We start from the raw sequence: 26,728 nt of genomic DNA, 5'->3' as shown, positions 1-26,728 counted from the left end.
CACGGCAATCGTTTGGGAGTTTATTGTTGCCGAATCTATCTTGCTTTACCTCTGCTTAAATATCTGCGGAATGCGGGATGCAACGCCGGAAAATAAGCCGGACGGGCGGGACGCCCATCCCACAAAAAAAATCAAAATCATCCCGCTATTATGCAGCGCCTAAATTATTGATCTCGAAGTTAGTTTGCGACTAGCCTAGAAGGGATTAACGGACTGCTTTCCATTATGCAACGCCGGAAAATAAGCCGGACGGGCGGGACGCCCATCCCACAAAAAAATCAAAATCATCCCGCTATTATGCAGCCCGTAGTCCTGACTAACTTTATTACTAAATTCTCACTGCAAAAGATGCTGCTAATTCCCGTTCTGGTTCCATACCAACTGTAGGCGGCATGGAACGATTGGCTACTTGCTCAATTAGTTGTAAATGTTGCGGCAGCATTTTAGCTAAACTGTAGCGTTCTAGGGCGGTTTGACGGGCTTTGATGCGAATTTCTGCCATGCGGGTAGGATGGTCTAAAACTTCATCAATGCGATCGGCTACTTGTTTTGGTGAGAAGTAATCGACTAGCAAACCGTTTTCTCCATCGCGGATAACTTCTCTGACTGGCCCAGTGTCGGAACCGATTACTAAACATCCGGTTGATAGAGATTCAATCATCGACCAAGATAGCACAAAAGGTCTGGTCAAATAAACGTGTACATCGGATGCTTGAATTACTTTTAAATACAGTCCGTAAGGTAGGGGGCCGACAAAGTGAACTCGCGACAAATCTAGCGGCACTTTTTTGAGCATATGGTCTTTGTAAGACTCGCCGTTGGGTAAAGAACGCCCATAACAAACTCTTTCTGAACCAACGATTACGACGTGACAGTTGGGGCGGCGTTCTTGTACATAGGCGATCGACTCAATGAATTCGGGAAAACCTCGGTAAGGTTCCATTCCCCGCGATACGTAGGTGACAATTTCATCAACGCCAGACAAGTCTAAGTTAGGCAAAACCAGTTTAGCACCGGGGTCTGGTTTGAAGTAATCGGTATCTACGCCGTCGTGGAGTGTGGATAATTTTTGTTGTAGTTCTGGCGGAAATTGCGAACGCTGCCAATAAGTCGGCGACAAACCCCAATCGCAAGAGTATAAATCGATCAGAATCGGCGCATTTTTGATTCTAATTCTGGCCATATCGTCAACTGTTAAAGGTTCTGCTGGGTCAAAATCTGCGTCGGAACCAATAGCATGATAAAACCACTCGAAATAACACAAAAGCGGGGTATTTGGAAAAGCTTCTTTGACAAATAATGTCGGCCCCCAACCGGAATGTCCGCAGATAATATCGGGTACAAAACCGTCTGCTTTGAGTTGTTCTGCCATTCTAAATACGGCTTGTCCGTAGATGACAGCACTTTCTAAAGGGCGGACGTATTGGTGAGTCTGCGCGTGGGGTTCCCGGCTGGGGGTAAATGCTGCTTTGCGAACGCCGGGAATGTTCCACTCTGGGCGCTCGTTTTTAGTGCCGAAAACAATTTGATTTTTGGGATCGGCGCCTAAAGCCGTGATAATGTGGCGGTATTGGGCGGGGAAGTTGGGATGGAGAAATAATGCTTTCATTGTCAGTTGTCTGTTGACTGTTGACTGTTGACTGTTGTTAGTTGGAAGAAAATATTTTGAGGCGGCTAAAAAGCTGTGATTTTATTCATTGGGAGTTGGTGCTTTGCAGATCCAGACACAATCTCGCGGTACTGAAGATGTATTTTTCAGGATGATTTCATAGTTTAAATGATGGAGAAATTTTTCCATAATTGTATCAGTCATAACTGAAAATGCTGTGCCGTCTCTGTGCCCTAGCAAGTTTTTGTCCCACTCGCTTGCGAATTTTTGCCATCCTAATTCGCTAAAAATATTTGTGTGGTGAAACACGCAAATTCGATCGCCCCGCAGCAGTTTTGGAATTCGAGTCAGGTAGTTGAATATATCTACAGGCTCTACGTGTACCATTGTATCGTAACAAAAGCAGACATCGGCTGAACCTGGAGCGATGCCGTCTAATGTTAAACCGTCGAGTTTGACGTAAGAAACGCGATCGTCTCCCAAGCGCGATCGCGCGGCTTGCAGCATTTGACTGGAAATGTCTGCACAAATTAGTCGATCGCAATATTTCAGCAACAACGAACCAGTTTTTCCGCCGCCGATACCAATTTCTAAAACCGTATGTTCTTTTTTGATGTACGGTGCAATAAATTGCTGTTCTATCAGCGCTTCGTATTGGGCTAGGGAGTTAGCGGCACCGGCAGCTTTACCTATCCATTCGTCGCCAATATGGGCAAGTTCGGCATTAGTTTTTTGCCACTGTTGGGCGTAACTGTCCCATGCCCTTTCATAATCTACTCTTGGGCGATCGGTCATTTTTTCATCGTTCATTTTTGATTATTTTATAGTATTGATGGCTCAATTTTCAATATGTTCCGCAAGTCTTGGCAAATTATATCAAATCCTGCCCCAAGTCTACGAGTTGATTTACTGCGCTTGGCTGGGCGGGACGCTGACATTGTAAGATGACTAATGACTGCTGAAATATGCTTCCCAGAAAATATCTGCATAAGCTTGAGTCATTTCCTCAAAAGTATTAAGTGAATCCAAGACATATTTAGCGTTTTCAGCTAACTGCTGCCGCAAGGATTTATCATCCAATAAACTAATTAAAGCTGCAACTAATTCCTCCGGGCGATCTGGCGTATAAAACAAACCATTAATTCCAGGCCTCACTTGTTCTTTAATCCCAAAAACCGGCGATGTAACAATTGGCAAATCGCAGGCCATCGCCTCCAAAATCACTCTCGGAAAACTTTCCACGCGAGAAGTGCAAACAAAAATATCAGCCGATTTGTAATATTTTCCCGTCTCCCCAGTTTCCGGGACTACTGTCACCCTTTGCCGCAACTCTTCTGGCAATTCCCCCACCAACTCGGCTAATTTATTGCTGTAAATACTCGGGCGATCGCCCACAATAAAACACCTAATTTTATTGTGCCATTTGTCAGGTAAAAGTGAAAGTGCTTTAACTAAATCCTGCTGTCCTTTGCGTTCGCATACCGTTCCCAGCAGCAAAATTACCACATCTTCCGCTGCAACACCTAAAGTTTTTCTAGCCCATTCAGAATTGTCCGAATTTTCCAGTTTGCTCAAATCTAAGCCGTTGTGAATCACCGTAAAATTGTGGTGGCTGTTGAGAGGCAAATACCTGTCGCGCGTGGCATCCGCCACAAAAATCACCTTGTAAGGAAACCGAAAACACTCTAAAGCTCTCGCCGCAATCTCCGAACCAAACCTGTTAAAATAAGTTTGCCAAGGTTCGCTTTCGTGCACGTTCCACACTGTAGGAGTTCCGATTTGCCGCGCGGCATCAACTACAAAAAAGTTTTCTAAAGTATTGGCATAAATTGCATCTACTTTTAAACTTGCAATTTCTGTGCTAAAAATGCGGATGGCTTCATCATAAGCATCGCGCTGGTAGATGTGTTCGAGAGGATTGTCGCGCACAATTACTTCAATTCCCTGCTGTTCGTAAGCTTGACGCAGGGGCCCCTCTGTTGTGCAAAGTACGATCGGCTTAATCACGCCTTCAGTCGCCAATTTCACCGCGATTTCGTACTGATGCAGCGGCGCACCAGTAAAATCCAGCGAATTGCTGCACATCAAAAGGTTGATAGGATGTATAGAACTGTTTGCTACTGATAACAAACCACACTCAGCACTTTCTAATTCTTCCTTATTTCTGACATCCGTTACATCCGTTACATCCGTTACAAAATCCGTTGCCGAACCTTCTCCCTTCATAAAAACCCGTCGAGGTTGAATATGAAAATACTCATCTTCTAAAGACAAGTGAGGACTGTAAAAACTGTCATTTTTGCCCGCATACTTACGCCTAAAAGCCGCCACTTCTTGAGGATTGTCGGTAAAACCCCTAGAAGTTCCCTCTTTGTGCAACAACTCCGCATCGGGACAATATACGCACCGATAACCCCGTTCTAACAGCCGGTATCCGTAATCTGCATCATTGTAAGCAACAGCAAAATTCTCTTCATCAAAACCGCCTAATTCTAAGAACAATTGACGCGGAGTAATCGTGCAAGCGGCTGTTACCGCAGAGTAATTTCGCGTTACCATCGCTTGAGAAAGATAGCCTCGATTATTCTTGTCCATCAGCTTAAAAGCGTGACCCGCCAAGCCGTGATGCAGCCCGTGAATTACGCCCGCGTGCTGAATTCGGCCGTCGGGATATAACAGCCTCGCGCCGACTGCACCCACGCCAGGGATTTGAGCGTATCCCACCATTTGACTCAGCCAGCGCGGGTTAATTACTTCAGTATCGTTGTTCAAAAACAAAACATATTCGCTATCCACTTGTTCGGCAGCGCGGTTGTTAATTGCTGCAAAACTAAACTTGCCGTCAGAATTTTTTATCCGCAAAACTTGGCAATTTAATTGCTTTAAATATTCCAGAGTTTTAGGTTCGTCGCTTTCGTTGTCGATAACGGCTACTTGATAATTTTTATAGGTTGTAGTTTCTAGAGAATCCAGACAGGCTTTCAGCAATTTGAGCTGATTTTTAGTAGGAATAATTACCGTTACTGATGGGCCGTTATCCGGGAAATCCTGGGCAAATATGCCCAAATTTTCTTTAATCGCCCATGCGTGCTGAGCGACATTGCCGTTAATTTTGCGGCGGTTTAGTGCGTCTTGAATGGCTTTTTGACCTGCGGCAAAACTGGCAGGTTTCGCGGCACCAGATATGGCGGTAGAACCGGGTGCGGTTCGCCAGTGATAGAGCACTAACGGCAGGTGCGCTACGTGGCGAGAAACCTCGGTTGCTCTCAAGGCAAAATCGTAATCTTGCGAGCCTTCTAAACCTATCCGCAAACCGCCTATTTGTTCAAAAATGTGTTTTTTTACGGCGCATAAATGACCAAGATACATATAGGAAAGCAGCAGTTCCGGCGACCATTGTGGTTTGAATTGCGGGGCGAATCGGCGACCTTTGGTGTCGATTTTGTCGTCGTCGGAATAGAGAAAATCGGTGGCTGGATATGAGGCAAAATATAGGGCGACTTCGCCTAATGCGTCGGGAGTGAGTTCGTCGTCGTTGTCTAAAAACAGGATGATGTCGCCTGTTGCGAGGGCGGCGGCGCTGTTGGTGGCTGCGCTGATGTTGCCGTTTTCTGTGCGAAATGTGATGCGGATACGATCGTCCTTTTGAACCCAGTTTTTCAAAGTGTCAGCAACAGTGAAATCGGTGCTGCAATCGTCGGCAATGCAGAGTTCCCAGTTTGCATAAACTTGATTGATTACGCTGTCGATCGCACTTTCGAGAAAATCTATCTGCGGGTTGTAAACTGGCATTACTACCGAAATTTTGGGCAGCGGTTCCCGGCAGGATGTTAACCGAGAAATCAAGTAATCGCGCGCGCGATCGTTCCATTGATTCACCTCCAGCCAAGCGTCATATCTATCAATAGGTTTAGGCACCACAAAACCCGCAGGCGGCAGCAATTCCCCAGGCGCAGTAAACTGTTTTTGCTGCCGATAAATCTTCCCTAACTGGCGGAGCACTTTCACAATTTCCCAAGGCATCGGCACAATTCTGCCGAGACGCTGTTTTCTTTCCCTCGCCCGCTGCTGAATTGCGGCTGTAAACCTTGATAACTCCTCAAACTTATCTGCACTTCGCTGCCAGATATGGTAGCGCCGCACAGTCAATTTTTTCGGCGCTTGAAAAGACAAAATTTCCCCGGTTTCTAACTCAGCTTGCAGAGAAACGTGCCATTCGCCCGGAGGCAAATCGACAAGGGCCTCAAAACCGCTTTCCGAACTGTTAACCCAGTCAGGAAACACTTCGCCGACATCTTTTCGCCGCAAACCGTAGGCGCATTCTACAGAAGTATCGCCGCACAACAAGCTTAATTTAGCAATTTTGCGATCGTGGTGGCAGCACCAACCTGCAAACAAAATGTGACCCTGACGCTGTTCCCACACCACTGGTACATCTAACGATGCTTGAATCGTTGAAACTAACAACGGATAAGCTGTCAACAAATGCCATTTACCTCGATCATCTTGTGCTTCCAGTAACACTTCGTGCCGTCCGGCAGGCGCTTCCAATTCAATTGTAAAACCTGATTTCTTCGCAGCCGGAATATTAGAGTGTGCTAGCGCTATATCAGTTCTATCTATGCCATAAACCCCTGGGAAACTCTGGTCTTTAATTCTGGCGCGGACTGCTGTAGTCTCTCTTTTTTGGTTAAAAACCCAGCCGACAATTAGCAGGCGAGAATCACAAACTTGCCAAGTAGTGGGTTGATCTAACGAAAAAATAAATTTAGGGAACAAGTCGCGGATTCTGTGCTGAACTTGCCACAACTTTTCTCTCAGTTGCCACCATATTGAAGACTTGATTATAGCAAGTTCTGCCCGAAAAATTTCATTTTCCTGCCGGGAGTGTTCTAAGTTTTCCTGAGTATCCTTTAATCTTTCCTGATTTTGAGTTTGTGCTGTTTCTAGCTGAATTAACTCAGCTAACTTTTGCTGCAATATAAATTCAGTCTCTTCAAATTGTACCTGAGTTTGCCCTAATTCTGCTTCTAATTCTAATACCTTCGCTAAAGCTGTTTGAAATTGCGATTCTTTGCCTGCAAGCTGTACCTGAGTTTGTCCTAATTCTGTTTCTAATCCGAGGAGTTTTGCTAAAGCTTCTTGAAATTGCGATTCTTTGCCTGCAAGCTGTACCTGAGTTTCGCCTAATTCTGCTTCTAATTTTAATACTTTTGTTAAAGCTTCTTGAAATTGCGATTCTTTGCCTGCAAGCTGTACCTGAGTTTCGCCTAATTCTGCTTCTAATCCGAGGAGTTTTGCTAAAGCTTCTTGAAAATTTGATTCTTGGCCGGCAAGCTGTACTTGAGTTGCTCCTAATTCTGTCTCTAATCCCAAAACTTTTGCCTGGGCATGGTGAAATTGTTCTTGCCACTGTTTGAGTTCGGAAGAGCTGGTTTTTTGCTGTTTTTCCAGCAAGCGGATTTTTAGCCACTCTTCAAATGGCCAGATTGGAGATGCTGGGAAATGAATAACTTGAGCGCTCACATCTTTCGATTCGCTGCTCAGATTGCCAGCTTGGGTTTCCAAAAGTTCATATAGTTCTAATGCTTCGGGAAAATATTTTTCTATTAAACTCGGTCTGTGACTTTTGACAATATCGTTGACTAATAAAGATTCTTCAAAATTGTCGCCCGGTATCGCACCTAAGTTAACGTTAAATTTTTCGTTGACTCGATCGAGGAAAAGTTCAGGAGTGTTGCCTATCGGGTAAACGTTGGCTAGGAGACAGCGATGGGGGAAACGTTCGTAAAGTTCTAAAACTTTTTGATTGTAGTGAATCCACATTTTTACTGCCATTTCGGGATTTTGCAGCAAGCTGAAATCGGTTCCTCGGCGGTAAAGGGAATCGACTACTTCCCAGGGCGATCGATAAACACAGATAAAATTAGCTTCGGGGAGCAAAGTCAGCCAAAAATCCCAAAAAAGGGCTGTTCGTGGGTCTTTCCAACCCCAATGTTTGTGAGTTTGTTGATTTTGCTCGATCGCCCGTTTGGCGATTTCCACGTATTCTGCTGCTACGGGAATCGTTTTTTCCAACGTACATCCGAGTTCATCAATACCGTGCGATCGCAAAACACTTTTGTGAAACTCCACAAAATCAACATTCTCGAAATGACCTTTGACATTTCCGTCTGCCGGCCCCACTAACTTTTTGCCAATATCAACCCCGACTTTCTGAAACAAAGAAGCTGTTAAAGACGTACCGGAACGGTGCATTCCGGTAACAATAAAAACCGACGGTTTGCTGTCATTTGTACTCACAATTTATCTCCCTCGCCCTAATTCCCACACCAAATTTACTCGCTACTCTCCCGCTAAGCCCAGGGAGCGCCTGACTTGAAACCACGCGCTTCTGATCTTCCAGAACTTGCTGCTTTCCATTGCTAAAACTCGACACTTCGCTTGCTCTAGTTCTTGCTTGAGATTAATTAGCTGATTTTCTGTTTTCTCCAACTGCATTTGCACAGATACTAACTGATTTTGAGTTTGCTCCAATTGCGTTTGAGCTGAAACTAATTTAGTTTGAGCTTCTTGCAAACTGGTTTGAGATTCTTCCAACTTTGTTTCAGTAATCATTAACTTACTTTGATTTTGCTCCGATTCTATCCTAGTCGACTCTAACTGAGTCTCAAGTAATTTGAGTTTTGTCTGAGTAGACCCCAACAAAGACTGCGATTGTCTTTGGTTAACCAGCGATTTAACAGTGCAAGTTTCCAGAATCCATTCCAAACCATAGTTATTGATTGCTTTGACTATTAACACATCCTGCAGCGCCACCGTGTTTTTGGGTAAATAACAGCTCCACCCCGACTGCAAAGCCCCATCAGTTTCAAAATATCCAGCCACATCAGGGCGATCGTAAAAAGGCTCGCACCTCTGTACAACCTCGCCGTTTACCAGCACTTGCAGCTCCTCAATTCGACCGTCGAGGTTCACATCAGCTACCCATCCTTCCAGATACAAATTCTCCTTATTCGTGAAAGCAGCAACATCAATATATCCTTCCGGATGATGATGGAATTTCAACTCCGAAAAATCTCTAACTAACTCATTTGTGACAACATACAAATCCTGAAACCTGCATATGCCTTTTTTGATGCGGTGAACAAAAGCTTTGCCTCCGCTAATTTTCTCGACACATTCTCTCACAAACTTTTCAGTTACATAAGTTGTGCCGTATTCCTCCTTATCTAAAGACTGGCTTTCGCTTTGAGGACTAAACAAAATACCATTAGCCGGCATTTCTATATTGGCTAGGCGCAAACACTCATCGTGAACGCTGAACATCAAAATGCCGTTAGGAGTCAACAAATCGTACAAATTTTGTAACCAACTTGTAAAAGTTCTTTCCGGCATATGACTGAAAAAAGAATTAGCCAGAATACAGTCAAACTTTCGGTCAATTAAATAATTTTCTGGTTTTCCAGTTGAGACAATACCGTTGACGCCCAAGTATTCAGTTTGAAACTTAACCGCGTTAGCATAAATATCCGAAACCCAAATTCTTTCCGGCGGTATTTCCTGAATCAAAAACCGGGTAAATCGACCGTAACCGCAGGCAAAATCTAGAAAAGACGGTACTTTTTCAAAACTGCCAAAATGCCATTCCACAACTTGTTTAACCGTATCTAAGATGCGACGCCCGATCGAGTAATAGCGCACCAAAGCCCGATCGCGATCGTCTTTGACGTTGTTCAAGCTGAACAAATACATTTCATCGTCTTCGCAGATATTCAGTTTAAAATTTTCGGGAAACTTAGCTTGATCTTGAATAAATGCTTTGATTACGGGATTTTCGACTAAATCTAAATTGATATCGTTCATTGTTTTTACAAAATTTTAGATAACCTCTGTTGACTGCTCTTTCACTAGAGTATCAGCATTAACAACAGTTAAACACGGTTCGATCAGCAAGTCAACGATGCCGTTACCGCAGGACTCAGTACAAGACTGAACTCTAAACATCGCCACATCAACGCAGCGATCCAGATAAGTTAAATCTCCATCTACCGTTCCCACAACCCCAGCATTCAGAAAATAAACACCGGGATTCAGCAAACATTTAAAATGAAACTTCACTACAATTGTCGTTCCCGCTTCTACATACCTAACTGACTGAGTAGAAGCCTTCAAAGAAGCACCCGCCAACTCAAAACCGCTAATTGTTTTAATCAACATTCCAAACCTAACCTTGGAAGTTGACCGCGAGAAAGTGACAGAGTAAGTGTAAATATAATCTTGACGACCGATCAAGTGATTTACCACATTTCCCTTCAGCGTCTCGATGTGGGGGTTGATAATTTCCGCTCCGCGAGACGGATACCTTACCGTATTCGACGGTATCATCCCCGGATCGTAAAATTCATCGTAATATTCCTGGGGTTTGGAGAGATGTTGCTCCGGTTTAACTTCCCTCTTTGTGCTTTCTAAATTAGCATCCTGAAGGTGGTCTTGACTTTCCTGTTTTGTTAGTTGGTTCAGAGCTCGAATATCTGACTTCAACCCCAGAACCTGATCCGGATCGGCGTAAATCAGCTTTTGATACTTAGAAATTACCACCTTCGGCGTGTGAGCGAGCAGCAATTCACCGCTATCCATTAAAATCGCCGACGTACAAAGTTGCACTACAGAAGTAGCAGCGTGAGAAACAAATAAAATGGTTCCGCCACCTTCCTGAATGCTTTGCAAGCGGGCAAAACACTTGCGTTGAAAAGCTTCATCGCCCACCGAAAGCGCCTCGTCAACCACCAAAATATCTGGCTCGACGCTAGTCGCAACGGCAAAAGCTAGCCTGACAAACATACCGCTAGAATAAGTTTTGACTGGCTGTTCAATGAAATCGCCAATATCAGCAAAAGCAGCTATATCGTCAAATTTTGCTTCAGTTTCTTTTTGATTGAATCCCAGTAACTGAGCGTTAAAAAACACATTTTGTCGCCCGGTAAATTCCGGGTTAAATCCGCTTCCGAGTTCCAACAAAGCGGAGACTCGCCCTTTAACATCCACGCTTCCTGTGGTAGGAGTCAGCGTCCCTACAATTATTTGCAAAAGAGTGCTTTTTCCCGAACCGTTGCGACCGACGATTCCCAGAGTTTGTCCTTGAGGAATTTCCAGATTGATGTCGTGCAGGGCCCAAAATTCGTCAGCCAGTTTTTTGCTGGGGTAAATAATTTCCTTTAAGCGGTCTCCTGGACGATCGTACCGCTTAAAGCATTTGGAAACATTTTTTAGTGAAATTACATTTTCTGTCATTGGCGGCAGTCAATCGATTTTAGATTTTAGATTTTAGATTTTAGATTGACTTGAAATCTCAAACATATTTACAGCACAATCGATTTTAGATTTTAGATTTTAGATTTTAGATTGACTGTAGATATCACACAAATTTACAGCACGTCAGCAAAAGCGGGACGCAAACGCCGGTAAACCGCCAAACCTCCACAAAATATAGCAGCAGAAATTAGCGTGGCGACACCCCATTCGCCCCAATGCTTAACTTCTCCAACCAGTATGAGGTCTCGATAAACCTCCGAGATGGCGGCCATTGGATTTAGCCAAAATATCCACCCTCGCCACTCTTGGGGGATGATTGATGCTGGGTAGACGATCGGCGTCAAATAAAACCAAAAATTTAGAATAACACCTAATGTCTGAGGAATGTCTCGCAAAAATACAGTCAAGCCCGCTGTCAAATATCCCAAACCAGCAGTTATCAGCAACTGAGGCACCCACACCAACGGCAGTAAGCATAAAGTAGCGTTGAGCTTTTGCGACGATACTGCTACTATCACAATCAAAGCTGCTAAACCCAGAGAACTTTCAAGAAAAGCTGTAAAAATCGGCACTAGGGGCAGTAAACCGAGAGGAAATACCACTTTTTTGACTAAATTAGGCTGCCCCACCACGGATACTCCCGCCTTGATCAAACCGCTGGTGAAGGCAGTCCAAGGCAGCAAACCTGCAAACAACCAGACTCCAAATGTAATGTCGCTGTTTTCTGGGAAGCCTGCAAGGCTGAGCTTTACCTTGAGGACGATCGAAAATACATAAGTGTAAATCACCAATTGCGATAGCTGATTCAGCAGCGGCCACAAATTGCCCAGAATCGAGCCTTTGTATTGAGATTCCAAGTCCCGGCGCACCAATGTTGCCAGCAGATTCAGCTTCGCCCACCGCCGGGGCGTACTTGCCTGCCGCCGCCGGCCCAGCCTTCGGGCCTTTTGGGCAACTTCTTTCACAGTTCTCTGCAATTTTTTCGCCCTCGTTCACTACCTTCACACCTAAATCTACTCAAGCTACAATTGTGCAGCTTTTGTTAAACCGCAATTATTCCACAGCCCCGCCGCTTTGATCAAGGATCTGCCACCCTAGCTTCGGCTTCTTCTTTCTTTCTTCTTTCCTCTTCCTTGGGAGGTTATTTTAGCCGATCGCCGATCGAACTGCCGAACCCATCGCTAGTTTTTGCTCGTCGTCGTAGCCCCACCGCTGGAAAAATTTTTCATACTTGCCGTTGGCACTCTGCAAACTTTCTAGCATTTGCGACGCTATAGTTTGACAGGCTGGCATTTGCAGGATTTGAATTAAATTGCGCGATCGCTCCTGCACTCTAGCAGAATCGGCCGCCATTTCCTGCTTTTGCTGGCGCGAATGATGCACAACCATTGCCGCCGACATCGCCAAATTTTTCACCAGCAGTTCTGCTACGATCTCAGGAGCCGATCGCAGCGCCTCGACTACTCCGGGTGACGGGTGATCTGCCTCCTGTCCATCGTCCGTTAGATAGGTGACAAAAAAACCCCTAGCACCGTTCTGTGTTTTCACCAGAGATGTAACAGCTTGCTGGATGTCGGCTTGTAAAAGTCGATCGGCATCAATGAACGACAGTAAAGATTGAGTCAGCTCGATCGCCCCCTCAAAAGTTATGCTTTCGGATGCTAATAAAGAAGATGGAATACTCATAACGAACTCAATAATTTTAAAGATTCTGCTAACAAGTGTAAACAATTCCCGCTGCCCGAACGCAGATAAATATGGCTATTATATCCTCCAAACAACAGCCCCCCGACCCAAATCTACCTGAAGACATAGCCCCGGCCCGTCGCAAAAAAGCCGCCAAACCCCAGGCGGAATCTTTGCTAGAATCGCAAGAACTACCCGACGAAATCAACAGCAAACAAGACGACAAAATCCGACCCCAACGGCTAGCTGAATACATCGGGCAAAAAGACTTGAGAGAAGTTTTGGCGATCGCAATTGCAGCAGCCAAATCTCGCGGCGAACCTATGGATCACCTGTTACTCTACGGGCCTCCAGGGTTGGGAAAAACCACAATGTCGCTAATTCTAGCAGCAGAAATGGAAGTTGAATGCAAAATCACCACCGCCCCAGCCTTAGAAAAACCGCGAGATATTGTCGGATTGCTGATCAACCTCAAAGCAGGCGACGTGCTGTTTATCGACGAAATTCACCGTTTATCTAAAGTTACAGAAGAAATTCTCTATCCGGCGATGGAAGACTGTCGGTTAGATATTACGATCGGTCAAGGCAAAAGTGCCAAAATCCGCAGCATTCCCCTGAAACCATTTACATTAGTAGGAGCAACCACAAAAGTCGGCTCGCTGACATCTCCATTGCGCGATCGCTTCGGCTTGATCCAAAGATTGCGCTACTACGAAATAGACGAACTTAGTCTAATTGTCCAAAGAAGCGCCCAAGTTCTCGACACTCAAATTACCCCAGAAGGAGCCACAGAAATTGCCCGCCGAGCGCGTGGAACACCCCGGATCGCTAACCGCTTGCTGCGACGAGTTAGAGACTACAGCGAAGTCAAAAATTTAAAGCCAATTAATGCCGAAGTTGCCTCAGTGGCCCTCGAATTATTCAACGTCGATCCGCTAGGTTTGGATTGGACAGATCGATGCCTTTTGACAGCAATGATCGAAAACTTTAACGGCGGCCCGGTTGGTTTAGAAACTCTCGCAGCTTCCACAGGAGAAGACACTCAAACAATTGAGGATGTATATGAACCGTACTTAATGCAAATCGGATTTTTGCAGCGGACAAGTCGGGGCAGAATTGCCACAGCGGCTGCTTGGAAACACTTAGGTTTCATCGACTCAAGGGGATAAATAAATGCTACGAACACCTGGAAAAACCTTGACTTTAGCCAGATGCCCGATAGAATAATTTAGTTTTAAGTTAATAAACCCCAATTGCATCCCAATTACCAATTAAGTAAATCGGGACGACAAAACAAAAAGCATTTTGTAGGGGCAAGTTTAGCTCAGGATGACGAGATATAAGCGAGAGGAGGAATGCAGTCAGCCTCCTCATCCATGTAATGTTTATTTGCACCTACCTAATTACCAATTAGTAATTGGTAATTACTAATTACTAATTACTAATTACCCATGTTAATATCCCTGAGAATTGAAAACTTTGCCTTAATTGACTGCCTGGATTTAGAATTTGGGCCGAGTTTGAACGTATTTACAGGGGAAACCGGCGCTGGTAAATCGATTATCCTAGATGCGATCGATGCAGTGTTGGGCGGGAAAGTCGATCGCCGATCGATTCGCACCGGAGCAACGCGGGCAATATTGGAAGCTACCTTTGAACTGGACAAAGCCGCATCTCTGTGGCTGGGCGAGCAAGAAATCGAACCCATAGACGGAAATTTAGCCGTTTGCAGCCGGGAAATTAACGCATCGAGCGGTGCTCTACGCACCAGATCGCGCTTGAACGGAATTCTCGTCAACCGCCAGTTAATGGAGCAATTGCGCGATCGGCTGGTCGAAATTACCGCCCAAGGCCAAACCGTCCACCTCGGACAAGAAACCCTCCAGCGAGAATGGCTCGACCTCTACGGTGGCAAAAAGCTCGCTGAAGCGCGATCGATCATTACCTCCGCGTGGCTGGGAGCCAACAACGCCAAAACAGCCCTCAAACGCAGGCGTCAGTCGGAACAGCAGCGACTGCAAAGACTTGATTTGTTAGAATACCAAGTCCGAGAACTCGGCGAAGCCCATATCGAAGACGCCGACGAACTCGAACAGCTAGAACACGAATCAATCCGGCTGGGCCACGTCGTCGAATTGCAGCAGCAGAGTTACCAAGTCCACCAAGCCCTGTACCAAAACGAGGGCGACAGCGCATCAGCCGCCGACTTGTTGAGCAAAGCCGAAGTAATTTTAAGCGACATGGCGGTTTACGATGTGCAGTTGCAACCAATCCTAGAAATGGTCAGCGATGCTTTAGCTCAAGCCACAGAAGCCAGCCGGCAAATTAGCAGCTACGGCGAACAATTAGAAGCAGATCCCGAAAGACTCGAAGAAGTAGAAGATCGGATTCGCGAACTCAAACAAATTTGCCGCAAATACGGGCCGCTCAAAGAAGCGATCGCCTACTATCAAAGCATCCAAAACGAACTAAATGAACTTTTAGAAGGAGGCGAGTCAATGGAAGCCTTAGAACTCGCATATCAGAACGCTTTAGAGCAATTAAAAGACGCTTGCAGCCACCTCACTACCCTGCGCCGCGAAGCAGCCCTCAAACTAGAAACGCACCTCGTAGGAGAACTTAAGCCGTTAGCAATGGAAAAAGTGCAGTTTCAAGTCGAGATCTCGCCTTGTACCCCAACCGCCACCGGTGCCGACCAAATCGCCTTTTGTTTCAGCCCCAATCCGGGCGAACCTTTGCAACCTCTGGGCGCGATCGCCTCCGGGGGAGAAATGAGCCGCTTTTTGCTCGCCATCAAAGCCTGTTTTTCCCAAATAGAAAGCGCCGGTACGCTGATTTTTGACGAAATCGACGCCGGAGTCTCCGGGAGAGTCGCCGGCGCGATCGCCAAAAAACTCTACCAACTTTCCGACAAACACCAAGTTCTATGCGTCACCCACCAGCCGCTGATCGCCGCGATGGCTGATTTTCATTTTCGCGTCAACAAACAGACGATCGAAGCAGAACCAAGTATTGAGGAACCCGCAGCCAACTCCGAACCAGTCGAACGTACAGTAGTCAGAGTGGCCGCCCTCAACAGTGAGCAGCGGCGCGAAGAACTGGCCCAACTCGCCAGTGGCCGCTCAGCAACAGAAGCCATCGCCTTCGCCGAATCCCTGCTTGTCGAAGCCGCCGGATTGCGCCAAACTCAGTCGGCCAAACCCTAAGCAGACCCTCAAGCCGATCGTGGGGTCAAAAGGCGGAGTTTTTCCGATCCGGAGGTTACACTAAAAATGGCAACCGCAAGTTTTACAAAAAAAAGCTGAAAGCCCCGTGAGTTTAGTTACGGGATGAAAGCTAAGAGCAGCAAAATTGAGAGAAATTCTAGTTAAAAACCACAATTGTGTAGAGAAGGGCACACATCACTAGCAACTGGTAGTGTCACAATTGCGGCTAGTCCTACAAGGCCACCCCTCTTTCAGCAGTCCTCCCCCCAGTACGCATTCATGTTCCTGCGGGCGATCGGCTCAAAGATCGGCAGAACCTACTTAAACCAGGCACGCATAATGTCACAATCAGTTAATAAACCATTTAAACAACATTCGCGATCTCTAAAAAGATTGCAGCCCTCCCATAGCCTCGTTACTCTCCCACCCACAGTTCACCAGCCCTGCAAACTGAATTTCCCTTGGCCTGTGGCCGGAGTTCTGTAAACTAGGAAATACTTTCACGCATACTTGAGTCTTGTGCGACAGGTGACTCACTAATGAACTTGGCCGCTCTCTTAGCTTAGAGACTAACCCTTACACTTAAGCTTCTGTAAAGGTCTATGAAATCTGCATCTTCCCCCAATTACTCTTCTCTGGACAACGTGATTGATGTCGCTGTTGTCGGCGGTGAAAATCATCATCAGGAACACTATTCTCCCCCGGAATTTAGGAGCAATGCAATTATTCAGCGCCAAGGAAACCTCTCTGGCATTCTCGATCTCCTAAATAAGCAAAGTTTCACAGTAGTAGTTAAGGAAGTAGAAGACAAACTTAAGGTTGTCAATCAAACCCTGGGAATGCTCGACAATATCCTTGACAGCCAGGGATTCGACGCCATCCTTAACGAAATGTTGCAGTCGATTACCCTCAAAACTGGGGAATTGCTAAATGCCGCTCGCAGCACGATATTTTTATTAGACGAAGAAAAGAATGAACTCTGGGCGATCGTCGCTAAAGACGAAAATGGCAAAAGTCTAGAGCTCCGATTTCCCGCCCATGTCGGCATTGCGGGAGAAGTAGCTACTGAAAAAAAAGTGGTGAACATTCCTTATGATTTTTATAACGACCCCCGCTCGACTAACGCAAAAAAAACTGACAAAGAAACAGGATATCGCACTTATACAATGCTGGCGATGCCCCTGATTAACGAAGAAACAGGAGAGTTAGTAGCAGTCGTTCAACTGATTAATAAACTTAAGCCCAACCACGAACATTACGGTATTTTAGAGGAACAGATTGACAAGGCAGGATTTACTCAAGAAGACGAACAAGTTTTTAAAGAATTTGCTCCCTCGATTCGCCTAATTCTAGAATCTTCCAAATCTTTCTACGCAGCAACTCAAAGACAACGGGCGGCCACGGCGCTGATGAATGCCGTCAACGCTCTTTCTCAGAGCAGTTTAGACTTAGAAGATACTCTAAAAAGGGTGATGGATCAGGCAAAAGAACTGATGAATGCCGATCGCAGCACCCTGTGGCTGATCGATGAAGATAAAGACGAACTCTGGACGAAAATCCCGACGGCCGACAGCGTGAAAGAACTTCGCATACCCAGAACAGCCGGTTTTGCAGGCATCGTCGCCGAATCCGGCGAACCGCTGTTGATTCCCTTTGACGTATACGATGACCCCCGCGCCGAAACTTCCAAAAAAACCGACCAACAAACTGACTACCGTACTTGCAGTATGCTCTGTATGCCAGTTTTTAATGCAGACCACAAATTGATCGGAGTTACTCAATTAGTCAACAAAAAAAAACAAGGAGAATACCCTCCCTATAACCCCGAAGATTGGCCGCACGCCCCCGAACAGTGGAAAGCCAGTTTCAATCGCAACGACCTGGAATTTATGAAGGCGTTTAACATCCAAGCAGGAGTCGCCCTACAAAACGCCAAACTGTTTGCCGAAGTCAAACAGCAAGAACAAAGACAAAAAGATATGCTGCACGCCCTGACTAACGGCGTGATTTCTACAGATAAAAAAGGCAATATAGTAGCGACCAATCCCAGTGCCCAAAAATTACTGGGTGTCAGCGAGGCAGAATTAGCCGAAGGTCAATCTTTGCGCGAGTTAATTAAGTTAGAAAAAGGCGATTTTGCCAAATGGTTTGATGCGTCTTTGTCTCCAGAAGACGATAAGGACCGCCAGCAGTATTACCCGGATCAAGTTTTGCTGTCCTGTGAAGCAAAATCGCAGAGTATCAATCTCTCGATAAATTCTATGACGGATGCGAGCGACTCCAGCAAGGTCAACGGCGCGTTAGTCGTCATGGAAGATATTAGCGAGGCAAAGCAAGTCAAGAACTTGATGTACCGTTACATGACCCCAGAAGTAGCCGAAGCTTTGTTAGCTTCAGGGGATCATGGATTGGGCGGTAAGCGCAAAAACGTTTCGGTGCTGTTCTCAGACATTCGTAGCTATACCACACTTACGGAAAAATTGCAAGCCGAAGAAGTGGTAGTGATGCTCAACAAATATTTTGAAGTGATGGTAGATGTCGTATTCGAGTACGGAGGGACTCTCGACAAATACATCGGCGACGCTCTGATGGCAGTTTTTGGCTCTCCAGCGCCCCTAGAGGATCATGCTTGGTGCGCCATGCAAACCGCAGTGAAAATGCGGGAAAAACTGGCCCTGTTCAATCAAGATCGCGTGGCGAATGGGGAATTGCCGATCGGCATCGGTATGGGCGTGCATTCCGATGAAGTTGTCAGCGGCAACATCGGTAGTAGCAAACGCATGGAATTGACTTCGATCGGAGACGGCGTAAACCTCGCCTCTCGCTTAGAAGGCGCCAGCAAGCAATACGGCACCGACTTGATCATCAGCGACAATACTTACAGAGATTATGCCGATCGGCTGTACGTGCGAGAACTCGACTTTATTACTGTCAAGGGCAAAAGCGAACCCGTAATCGTTTACGAACTCGTCGGCATCCGCGAGGGATACTCGCCAGTGGGCAAGTCACTAACCGAAACACAGGAAAAAATTATAGAACATTACACGAAGGGGCGCGAACATTACAAAGCTCCAGTCCACCAAAGACTCTCTGAGAGTGAGGTGAAAAATATCTTAAAGGATGTCGCCGAAATGCCAGAGGCAGAGATTAAGAAACTGTCCTACACTCTAGAGCAACAGTTGGAACACGAACTCAAGAACCTGTTATATCAACTGAAAAAGCTGTCAGAGTACGACCCGAAAAACCTGTCCGAAGCAGACAAACTCATCGTACTGTTGCAGCCAGAAATCCAACTGCTGAAATTGGAAGGCATCAAAAATCTTTCGGAAGACGAAGCCAAAATTATGCTGCAAGCAAAAATCAAGCCCCTATCAGCAGACGATATTAAATACTTGCAAGAAGGCGAAGTCAAAAAGCTGTTGGAAGCAGACATCTTAGAACCATCAAATCCCCAAATCAAGCGGCTGAAACCTGCAGAGATCAGGCAGCTATTGCAGGCGAAAATTAAAAGTCGGGCCTGCGAGACAGTTGCAGAAATGTTAGAGGAGGAATTTGAAAACCTGGGACTCGATCGGGTGAAAAAACTGCTGAGCGAGTTTAAGAAAGCCTTAGAACCAAAAGCCAAGCAAGCCTTTAAAGACGCTGAACGCGAATTTGACGCCGTTCTAAAAGTTGACCCGAAAAACAAGGCAGCTAAATTGCACATCGATCGCTGTATGTTATTTCAACATGGGTTTTCAGACGTACTCAACTGGGATGGTGTGTGGAATCTCACAGAAAAATAGCAGTAGCCCACAGCAAATCCTCGCGGTAGCCTCATGGATCGGGGCGGGGGCGATCGCGATCGGGGGTGCGCCTCCCATCCCACCACCAATTAACCTTAATATCCTATTGAGGTTAATTGTAAAGAAGCTCCAACAGGTATTATGGTTAGATAACCGGATTGGAACTCGCAACCGAGATGCCTGGGTTTGGCCCTACGTGTTTCCTTCGCACTACCTACCGCAAAAAACTTAGCACTTCTATTATTTGAAGCGCTTAAAAATAGTTAGGACTGGCGGCAGCGTTAGCCGCTTTCTGAGAAAAATCTTGGAGAAAGGCGAGGAAACATCCGCTCAAAAACCGGGTTTCTCACCCCGCCGGCGTAAGTCTTAATAGCGTTAGCGGCTCCTAAAAAGAGCTTCCTTCGCAGATAGTCAATGTTCTAGTCTTAGATATAGAAAACCACTAGCGTCAGTTATGGATAATTGGAATTCGCAATCGGGAGATGTTGAGTGGGTAGATCAGGTTTACCAACTATTGCTGGAGATTGCTCGGAGCTCCCTGTCAGATATCCCCAGAATCCCGGAAAACATCACTGTTAAGGCTATCCCTCTGATCCAGAAGGTACAGAGCATTCAGCAAAGACCTGACGGGCAAGTGTTTAAATCCGGTTCCTTTTCAGTAAACGATCACGAATGGGTCGATCGAGTCTGCCAACTATTGGTAGAACTAACCAGTGCGTCTTTGTCCGAACAGCCCAAAATGCCGGAAAACCTGGCAGGCAGATCTTTAGCCCTCGCTGATCGAGCACAAAAAATTAAAGAAGATATCGAAGAAAATGCAGCCCAAACCCCAGCAGATGAAGAGGAGAATTCCTTACAGCCTCCAGACGCCCTGCTTTCCCTCTTGCACCACAGTTTGAAAGCTCAGCGCGCCAAAAGCTACAACCCCGATGCCCCCGAATGGCAGCAAGTCTTGAGCCTGCTCGACGTAGTGCAATCAATTTACAAGCAAATCCAAAATTAAATTCAAGCTTAACTCAGGCCGGTCTTTATGGTGCTTGATCGCTGGCTCTTAAAGGCGGTTGCTCTTTGACAGAAATTTTTTTGCTGTAGCCCGAACATTTCCGATTATTGCACTTTTGTCAACTACACTAGGTTTAATCGGTTCTAGGGCAAGAGAACATGAGCGGACAAAACATCGGCGATTTGTCAAAAGAAATATTAGCCGATCGCTATCAGTGCGATCGGCGGCTGGGCAAGCAAGCAGGAAGGCAAACTTTACTCGCCCGCGACTTAAAAACCCAACAGCAAGTAGTAGTCAAACTCCTGTCATTCAGCAGCGACTTTAACTGGGAAGACTTAAAACTGTTCGAGCGAGAAGTCGAAACCTTAAAATCCCTATCCCATCCCGCAATTCCCCGATATCTCGACTCCTTTGAAATCGACACCCCCAACCGCAAAGGATTCGCCCTAGTTCAGAGTTACATCGAAGCCAAATCCCTACAAGAATATCTCTCAGACGGCCGCACCTTCAGCGAAAGCGAAGTCAAACAATTAGCCACAGCATTATTAGACATCCTCGCCTACCTTCACCAGCGACAGCCCCCGGTGATTCACCGCGACATTAAACCCAGCAATATCTTACTCAAGAATCGATCGGGTAACAGCGTCGGCGAAGTCTACCTAGTCGATTTCGGTGCTGTTCAAACCCTAGCAACCCAACAAGGAAAAACAGTCACCGTTGTCGGAACTTATGGCTATATGCCGCCCGAACAATTTGGCGGGAGAGCGGTTCCCGCTTCCGACTTATACGGCTTGGGAGCAACATTAATCGCCTTAATTACCAAACAGCATCCAGCCGATTTACCGCAGCAAGATTTGCAGCTCGAATTCGAGCAATTCACCAAATTAAGTCCCGGTTTTACCAATTGGCTGAAGTGGATGACGCATCCCAGTTTAGAACGCCGTCCCGCCTTAGTCCAAATCGCAAAAGAAGTTCTCGAAAAACCACAGACAATAAATAAATATTCCCTACCATTGAAACAGGGAAAAACCGTGAATACCTTTAGCTTGTTCTGGAATGCGATCGGGCGCAGCATTGGGACAGGATCTCTAGCTGTAGGAGCTTGTGCAGCAATTTACAGCACCTTTTTCTTTTCGGCACTGATGACGATAATTGTCCAAGGAATCCTGGGCATTTTTCTCGGCTTGCTGCTGGGGTTGGGGAACGGAATAATCGTAGCAATTGTGACCCGATTGTGTTTTTTCCCCCTAACTAATCCCAAACTTCACCGACAGGTTTTAAATGGAATTAGTATCGTACTCTGTACTTTTGTAAGCCTCGACTTCCTTCCGAAGACTTCGCTGCCGTATTACTCAAGTTCAAGTTATTATATTTTGGTGCTTGCACCGTCGCTAATTGCAGGACTATCAATGGGGGAAAGTAGCAAGTATTTTGCCCGCTGGTATCAAAGAAAAAGTGGACTCTAAAATTTATATAAAGTAGGTTGGGTAGAGCGATAGCGAAACCCAAAATTTTATTTTAAATGAAAAAGCGAAACCCAAAACTTTATTTTAAATAAAAAGTTGAGTTTCGTGACCTCAAACCAACGTACATAATTGTGGCTTGCACTCAAGTTAACATTAAGGTAAAAAAATATGATTGCGAAAGTATTAGCAGAACGCTATGAAGTGCAGCGGCAACTGGGAAAACAAACAGGTCGCCAAACGCTGCTGGCTCGTGATTTGCAAACTCAAGAATTAGTTGTCATCAAACAGCTATTCCTTGGTAACGATTTTGAATGGCAAGACCTCAAGCTATTTGAACGGGAAGCGGAAACTTTAAAAGAACTCGATCATCCAGCAATTCCTCGCTACCTCGACTACCTGGAAATTGACGAACCAGACAGTAAAGGATTTGCCTTGATACAGACTTATGTAGAGGGAAAAACTTTGGAAGACCATTTAAAAGCTGGACGTACTTTTAGCGAAAGCGAGGTGAAAGAATTAGCTAAATCGCTGTTAGAAATTTTGATTTATTTGCACGAACAAGAACCGCCTGTTATTCATCGCGATATTAAACCCAGCAATATTTTACTGCACAGCAGATCCGGTCACTCGGTCGGACAAGTTTATTTAGTTGATTTCGGCTCGGTGCAGAACCAAGCTGCAAAGTTTGGCGGCACAATTACAGTAGTGGGAACTTACGGATATATGGCGCCGGAACAATTTGGCGGGCGCTCGGTTCCGGCTTCTGACCTTTATGGTTTAGGTTCAACTTTAATTTATTTGGTAACAGGTTTGCATCCCACGGAACTGGCGCAGCAGGATTTAAAAATTCAATTTGCCGATCGCATCACGCATCTCAATCCTAATTTAGTTGATTGGCTGGAGTGGATGACGGAACCGAGTTTATCCAAACGGTTATCTTCGGCTGAGGAAGCATTGCGATGTCTCAAAAATCCCAGTTCTATCGACAAAAAATCTATAGCCTTGCAGCCGCAAGGCAGCGATATTAAATTGACAAAAAATTCGGAGTTTATCGAAATTATATTTCCGCCGCCAGGAGTTGGTTTTGGTTTAATTGCTCTGTTTTCTACTGCGGTTGCTGCAACAGCCATATTATGGGGTAATTTTGATTATAATAAGCCATTCATTAATTCAGAGATAAATCTGCTAATTCTTGTGATGATAGCAGAAAGTTTATCAGTTGCGGTAGCAGTAATGTTTCTGTTTGCACTATTTCGGAAATTGCGTCTCAGAATCGATCGCCAGCAAATCTCCTGTACCAGCTATCTACTGGGGTTGAGATGGAATCATTTGGAGCCAGCCGCCAGACAGGACATTTCTTATTTGAAAATTGAAAAAATTGGAGCCAACCTTTCTGAGGTGATTGTTAAAGCCGGCAACCAAAAATATAGACTGGGAGTGAAGCAGAAATTAAGCGAAGCAGAAATCGAGTGGTTAGCGACAGAACTTAGCCAGTGGTTGGGATTGAAAATTAAAAGAACTTTGAAAGACGGTGGAATGACTACATGGTAGATATGAAAATATCTCCCCAGGACAAAAACAAAGCATTCCCCTCTCAAACTGTGGGATGCGTCCCGCCCCTCCGGTGTATTTTCCCAGCAGGTGGGACACTCCACCAGCATCATCCTCAAATGGTGCAACACAGATCGCACTCGTCCGCTTTCGGTCAATCTCATGCAGCATCGGGCCCGATCGCCCGTAAAATGCTATCAAAGGGATTTGGCAAGTAGCACTCATCCCAATCATCTGTTAACTTGGAGATATTGTTGTGGACTTATCGCTAATTCCGGCACAGCCGAAACCAGGACTGCTCAACGTCCTCATCGAAATTACCGCCGGTAGCAAAAACAAGTACGAATTTGATAAAGACTTACAAGCCTTTGCTCTCGATCGGGTGCTTTCTTCCTCAGTCCAATATCCGTGCGACTACGGCTTCATACCCAATACCTTAGCCGATGATGGCGACCCCCTCGACGGCATGGTGATGATGGATGAGCCCACATTTCCAGGGTGCATAATCGCAGCCCGTCCGATCGGAATGCTAGAAATGATCGATGGAGGAGACAGGGACGAAAAACTTTTGTGCGTTCCCGACAAAGACCCGCGCTACGCTCACTATAAGTCCCTCAAAGACGTAGCCCCCCATCGCTTGGACGAAATAGCCGAATTTTTTAGAACCTACAAAAATTTGGAGAAAAAAGTCACCGAAATTCTGGGTTGGCAAGATGTTGATCAAGTCATGCCCTTAGTGGAAAAGTGCATCGCAGCCGATCGCAAATAAGCCCCTAACCCGCACTCCTCGACTGCAACCCGACTAAAAACTCAGGAGGCCCAACTTAAGGCGACCGCTGCAGGTCTAGGGATGCAGTCGAGGAACGGGTGGCGGCTAGAAGGTCAAATCAGTCGTGAATGCCGAGTCACCGGAACAGCATTCCTCAAAACCCTGCCGACCCCAATCTTGAAAAAAATACTCCTCCTAGAGTAAGATGAAGCGCAAATTCTACCGCTGGGGAATGTGTTCTACGTTTGAGGAAATTTTACCCGAACACTCTGGTTCGGCGCTATCTTAATCTCAGAACACAGAACAAGCCGGGCAGCCCGCAGGGTACAAAAAATAATCTCTCAAGCGTGACATCTCCTACACCAACCCGTAAGCTTGAGAATTCTAATAGCCCAAGTATTCGGGATTCGGATGGTTTCCTGCTCAAGCGCTTGATTATAGTACAGATTGCTAAAAAGTAAAAACTAAAAACTAAGATTTCAACTCCCAAATTCCTGCCCTCAAAGCTAAAAAAAATGCCAGATTCCGCACCCTCTCTACCCAATACACAGCCTTCCGATCGCAAAGCCACTATGGAAAATAGTCCTTTGACCGAGTTTGTCATTCAGTTTTGGGGTGTGCGGGGCAGCATCGCCACCCCCGGCACCAAAACACTGCGCTACGGAGGCAACACCTCCTGTGTAGAAATGCGCTTGGGCAAAAAACGCCTAATCTTTGACGGCGGTACGGGTCTGCGAGTTCTGGGCCTCAATCTGCTGCGGCAAATGCCGGTGGAAGCCCATATGTTTTTTAGTCATACTCACTGGGATCACATTCAAGGGTTTCCGTTCTTTACTCCTGCCTTTATCCCAGGGAACTGCTTTCACATTTACGGTGCGATCGCCCCCAACGGCACTACCATCAAACAGCGTCTTGCCGACCAAATGCTGCACCCCAATTTTCCCGTCCCCATCCAAGTGATGCAGTCAGACCTCAAATTCAACGATTTGACGCCTGGGGATATTCTCGAACTCGACGATGTGAAAATAGAAACGGCACTGCTAAACCATCCTAATACGGCGATCGGATATCGAGTCACCTGGGAAGGACATACAGCCGTCTACTGCACCGATACAGAACATTTTCCCGATCGCCTCGACGACAACGTGGTACACCTAGCTCGCGACGCCGACGTGCTGATTTACGACGCCAACTACACCAACGAAGAGTATTACAACTTCAAAACCCCGAAAGTCGGTTGGGGACACTCGACTTGGCAAGCAGGAGTAGAAATAGCGAAAGCTGCCGGAGTCAAAAAAATCGTGATGTTTCACCACGATCCAGGCCACGACGACAATTTTCTTGATGGAGTCGAAGCAGAGGTGCAGGCAGCGTTCGCCAATGCCTGCTTAGCCCGCGAAGGCATGAGCATACCAGTGATTTAACCAAAAATAAATTCAGAATTATGAAACAACAAAAACCCCGCAAACGTCGCAGAGTAGGCTTGCGGGGGCTTTACTCAACGTTGCTAGTGTTGATAATTATCTGCTGTACCTGTGGCGGATGGGTTGCAGCTCAGACTGCCTACTCTCGCACTCCGGCGCGACTTGCTCAGGTTTCTGCGATCGAGGATACTGGTACTGTCGATCGTATCCCCGAACCCTACCAACTCGGACAGCAACTGTACCTAGAAAACTGCGCCACCTGTCACATCGGTTTACCGCCACAAGTATTACCTACAGAAACTTGGCGCCGCTTGCTGCAAGATTCCCAACACTACGGACAAACCATCAAACTGCTAGTAGACCCGCCCCGCCTGCTAGTCTGGAACTACCTGCAAACTTTTTCCCGTCCCCAAGCCAAAGACGAAGAACTAGCCTACCGAGTCGCCAGTTCTCGCTATTTCAAAGCACTGCACCCCAAAGTCAAAATGTCACAACCCGCAAATATCAGCAGTTGCGTTACTTGTCACCCCGGCGCATCTAAATACAATTTCCGCAAGCTTACCGCCGAGTGGGAAAACTCTCCGTAGGGAATGCAGGACTTATCCACAAACTCTTGAGTAGGGGCGTTATGCGGGCTGATTAAGTTGTGGGTGTATCGCGCTAAGGCGGATGAAGAGATTTTAGGCCCACGGAAAGTCATTGTAATTATGTCATTCTGAGCGGAGTTTACTTGCAGAGCGTAGTGAACGACTCAGAATGACAGACATATAGATGCGTAGTTGCTGTACTCAACAAAACGGTTACGGATGCTTACTGACAAAATTATAAGCTTTATAACCCGCATTCCGCAGATATTTAAGCAGAGGTAAAGCAAGATAGATTCGGCAACAATAAACTCCCAAACGATTGCCGTG

General features: G+C 46.0%; 17 protein-coding genes. 10 read left to right on the top strand and 7 right to left on the bottom strand.

Annotated elements, in window-relative coordinates:
• Positions 1-328 precede the first annotated feature (328 nt).
• From QUA70_RS23850 to QUA70_RS23820, 7 genes are all read right to left on the bottom strand, one after another.
• Positions 329-1,609, bottom strand: coding sequence for a glycosyltransferase family 4 protein (locus tag QUA70_RS23850; protein ID WP_333203476.1), 1,281 nt, complete (start codon positions 1,607-1,609; stop codon positions 329-331).
• Positions 1,610-1,690: 81 nt separating this feature from the next.
• Entirely contained in the window at positions 1,691-2,419 is a 729-nt protein-coding gene (locus tag QUA70_RS23845; RefSeq protein ID WP_333350333.1) for a class I SAM-dependent methyltransferase, read from the bottom strand.
• A gap of 138 nt (positions 2,420-2,557) precedes the next feature.
• The gene (locus QUA70_RS23840; protein WP_333350334.1) at positions 2,558-7,912 is read right to left on the bottom strand and encodes a glycosyltransferase; all 5,355 of its coding nucleotides are present in this window, start codon (positions 7,910-7,912) and stop codon (positions 2,558-2,560) included.
• A 42-nt stretch (positions 7,913-7,954) separates the two neighbouring features.
• Positions 7,955-9,475 carry a methyltransferase gene (locus QUA70_RS23835; RefSeq protein WP_333350336.1) on the bottom strand — a complete coding sequence of 507 codons (1,521 nt, stop codon included), beginning with the start codon at positions 9,473-9,475 and terminating at the stop codon, positions 7,955-7,957.
• Between the two features lie 15 nt (positions 9,476-9,490).
• Positions 9,491-10,903, bottom strand: a complete 1,413-nt coding sequence (locus QUA70_RS23830) for an ABC transporter ATP-binding protein (RefSeq protein WP_333350338.1) — start codon at positions 10,901-10,903, stop codon at positions 9,491-9,493.
• A 134-nt stretch (positions 10,904-11,037) separates the two neighbouring features.
• Positions 11,038-11,889 (bottom strand): ABC transporter permease, encoded by an 852-nt coding sequence (locus QUA70_RS23825; RefSeq protein ID WP_445251671.1) that lies wholly within the window; start codon positions 11,887-11,889, stop codon positions 11,038-11,040.
• 181 nt (positions 11,890-12,070) lie between these two features.
• A complete protein-coding gene (locus QUA70_RS23820; protein ID WP_333350340.1) occupies positions 12,071-12,610 on the bottom strand; it encodes a hypothetical protein in 540 nt (179 codons plus the stop codon).
• Between the two features lie 71 nt (positions 12,611-12,681).
• On the opposite strand from QUA70_RS23820, the gene ruvB reads away from it, so the two are divergent.
• The 10 genes from ruvB (at position 12,682) to QUA70_RS23770 (ending at position 26,401) form a co-directional block, all read left to right on the top strand.
• The gene (gene ruvB / locus QUA70_RS23815; protein ID WP_333350342.1) at positions 12,682-13,779 is read left to right on the top strand and encodes a Holliday junction branch migration DNA helicase RuvB; all 1,098 of its coding nucleotides are present in this window, start codon (positions 12,682-12,684) and stop codon (positions 13,777-13,779) included.
• Positions 13,780-14,061: 282 nt separating this feature from the next.
• Entirely contained in the window at positions 14,062-15,816 is a 1,755-nt protein-coding gene (gene recN, locus QUA70_RS23810) for a DNA repair protein RecN (protein WP_333350344.1), read from the top strand.
• A 602-nt stretch (positions 15,817-16,418) separates the two neighbouring features.
• Positions 16,419-19,601, top strand: coding sequence for a GAF domain-containing protein (locus tag QUA70_RS23805; protein WP_333350346.1), 3,183 nt, complete (start codon positions 16,419-16,421; stop codon positions 19,599-19,601).
• A 454-nt stretch (positions 19,602-20,055) separates the two neighbouring features.
• Positions 20,056-20,604 carry an inorganic pyrophosphatase gene (locus tag QUA70_RS23800; RefSeq protein ID WP_333350348.1) on the top strand — a complete coding sequence of 183 codons (549 nt, stop codon included), beginning with the start codon at positions 20,056-20,058 and terminating at the stop codon, positions 20,602-20,604.
• Positions 20,605-20,762: 158 nt separating this feature from the next.
• Positions 20,763-22,070 carry a serine/threonine-protein kinase gene (locus tag QUA70_RS23795; protein ID WP_333350350.1) on the top strand — a complete coding sequence of 436 codons (1,308 nt, stop codon included), beginning with the start codon at positions 20,763-20,765 and terminating at the stop codon, positions 22,068-22,070.
• Positions 22,071-22,238: 168 nt separating this feature from the next.
• On the top strand, positions 22,239-23,621 hold the full coding sequence (locus QUA70_RS23790) for a serine/threonine-protein kinase (protein ID WP_333350352.1): 1,383 nt from the start codon (positions 22,239-22,241) through the stop codon (positions 23,619-23,621).
• Positions 23,622-23,623: 2 nt separating this feature from the next.
• The gene (locus tag QUA70_RS23785) at positions 23,624-23,839 is read left to right on the top strand and encodes a hypothetical protein (RefSeq protein WP_333350354.1); all 216 of its coding nucleotides are present in this window, start codon (positions 23,624-23,626) and stop codon (positions 23,837-23,839) included.
• 38 nt (positions 23,840-23,877) lie between these two features.
• Complete coding sequence (locus tag QUA70_RS23780) at positions 23,878-24,390, top strand: inorganic diphosphatase (protein ID WP_006634582.1); 513 nt, start codon at positions 23,878-23,880, stop codon at positions 24,388-24,390.
• A 515-nt stretch (positions 24,391-24,905) separates the two neighbouring features.
• A complete protein-coding gene (locus QUA70_RS23775) occupies positions 24,906-25,814 on the top strand; it encodes an MBL fold metallo-hydrolase (RefSeq protein ID WP_333333800.1) in 909 nt (302 codons plus the stop codon).
• Positions 25,815-25,834: 20 nt separating this feature from the next.
• The gene (locus QUA70_RS23770; RefSeq protein ID WP_333333802.1) at positions 25,835-26,401 is read left to right on the top strand and encodes a diheme cytochrome C; all 567 of its coding nucleotides are present in this window, start codon (positions 25,835-25,837) and stop codon (positions 26,399-26,401) included.
• The last annotated feature ends 327 nt before the right edge of the window (positions 26,402-26,728 follow it).

This window comes from Microcoleus sp. LAD1_D5 (assembly GCF_036702115.1).
In the GTDB taxonomy this organism is placed as follows: Bacteria; Cyanobacteriota; Cyanobacteriia; order Cyanobacteriales; family Microcoleaceae; genus Microcoleus.
This window is presented reverse-complemented; position numbering and strand designations above follow the sequence as displayed.

Bases quoted from the DNA above. Each gene is read 5' to 3' on its own strand.
- QUA70_RS23850 (WP_333203476.1), bottom strand. From the start codon at position 1,609: ATGAAAGCATTATTTCTCCATCCCAACTTCCCCGCCCAATACCGCCAC.
- QUA70_RS23845 (WP_333350333.1), bottom strand. From the start codon at position 2,419: ATGAACGATGAAAAAATGACCGATCGCCCAAGAGTAGATTATGAAAGG.
- QUA70_RS23835 (WP_333350336.1), bottom strand. From the start codon at position 9,475: ATGAACGATATCAATTTAGATTTAGTCGAAAATCCCGTAATCAAAGCA.
- QUA70_RS23830 (WP_333350338.1), bottom strand. From the start codon at position 10,903: ATGACAGAAAATGTAATTTCACTAAAAAATGTTTCCAAATGCTTTAAG.
- QUA70_RS23820 (WP_333350340.1), bottom strand. From the start codon at position 12,610: ATGAGTATTCCATCTTCTTTATTAGCATCCGAAAGCATAACTTTTGAG.
- ruvB (WP_333350342.1), top strand. From the start codon at position 12,682: ATGGCTATTATATCCTCCAAACAACAGCCCCCCGACCCAAATCTACCT.
- recN (WP_333350344.1), top strand. From the start codon at position 14,062: ATGTTAATATCCCTGAGAATTGAAAACTTTGCCTTAATTGACTGCCTG.
- QUA70_RS23805 (WP_333350346.1), top strand. From the start codon at position 16,419: ATGAAATCTGCATCTTCCCCCAATTACTCTTCTCTGGACAACGTGATT.
- QUA70_RS23800 (WP_333350348.1), top strand. From the start codon at position 20,056: ATGGATAATTGGAATTCGCAATCGGGAGATGTTGAGTGGGTAGATCAG.
- QUA70_RS23795 (WP_333350350.1), top strand. From the start codon at position 20,763: ATGAGCGGACAAAACATCGGCGATTTGTCAAAAGAAATATTAGCCGAT.
- QUA70_RS23790 (WP_333350352.1), top strand. From the start codon at position 22,239: ATGATTGCGAAAGTATTAGCAGAACGCTATGAAGTGCAGCGGCAACTG.
- QUA70_RS23785 (WP_333350354.1), top strand. From the start codon at position 23,624: ATGAAAATATCTCCCCAGGACAAAAACAAAGCATTCCCCTCTCAAACT.
- QUA70_RS23775 (WP_333333800.1), top strand. From the start codon at position 24,906: ATGCCAGATTCCGCACCCTCTCTACCCAATACACAGCCTTCCGATCGC.
- QUA70_RS23770 (WP_333333802.1), top strand. From the start codon at position 25,835: ATGAAACAACAAAAACCCCGCAAACGTCGCAGAGTAGGCTTGCGGGGG.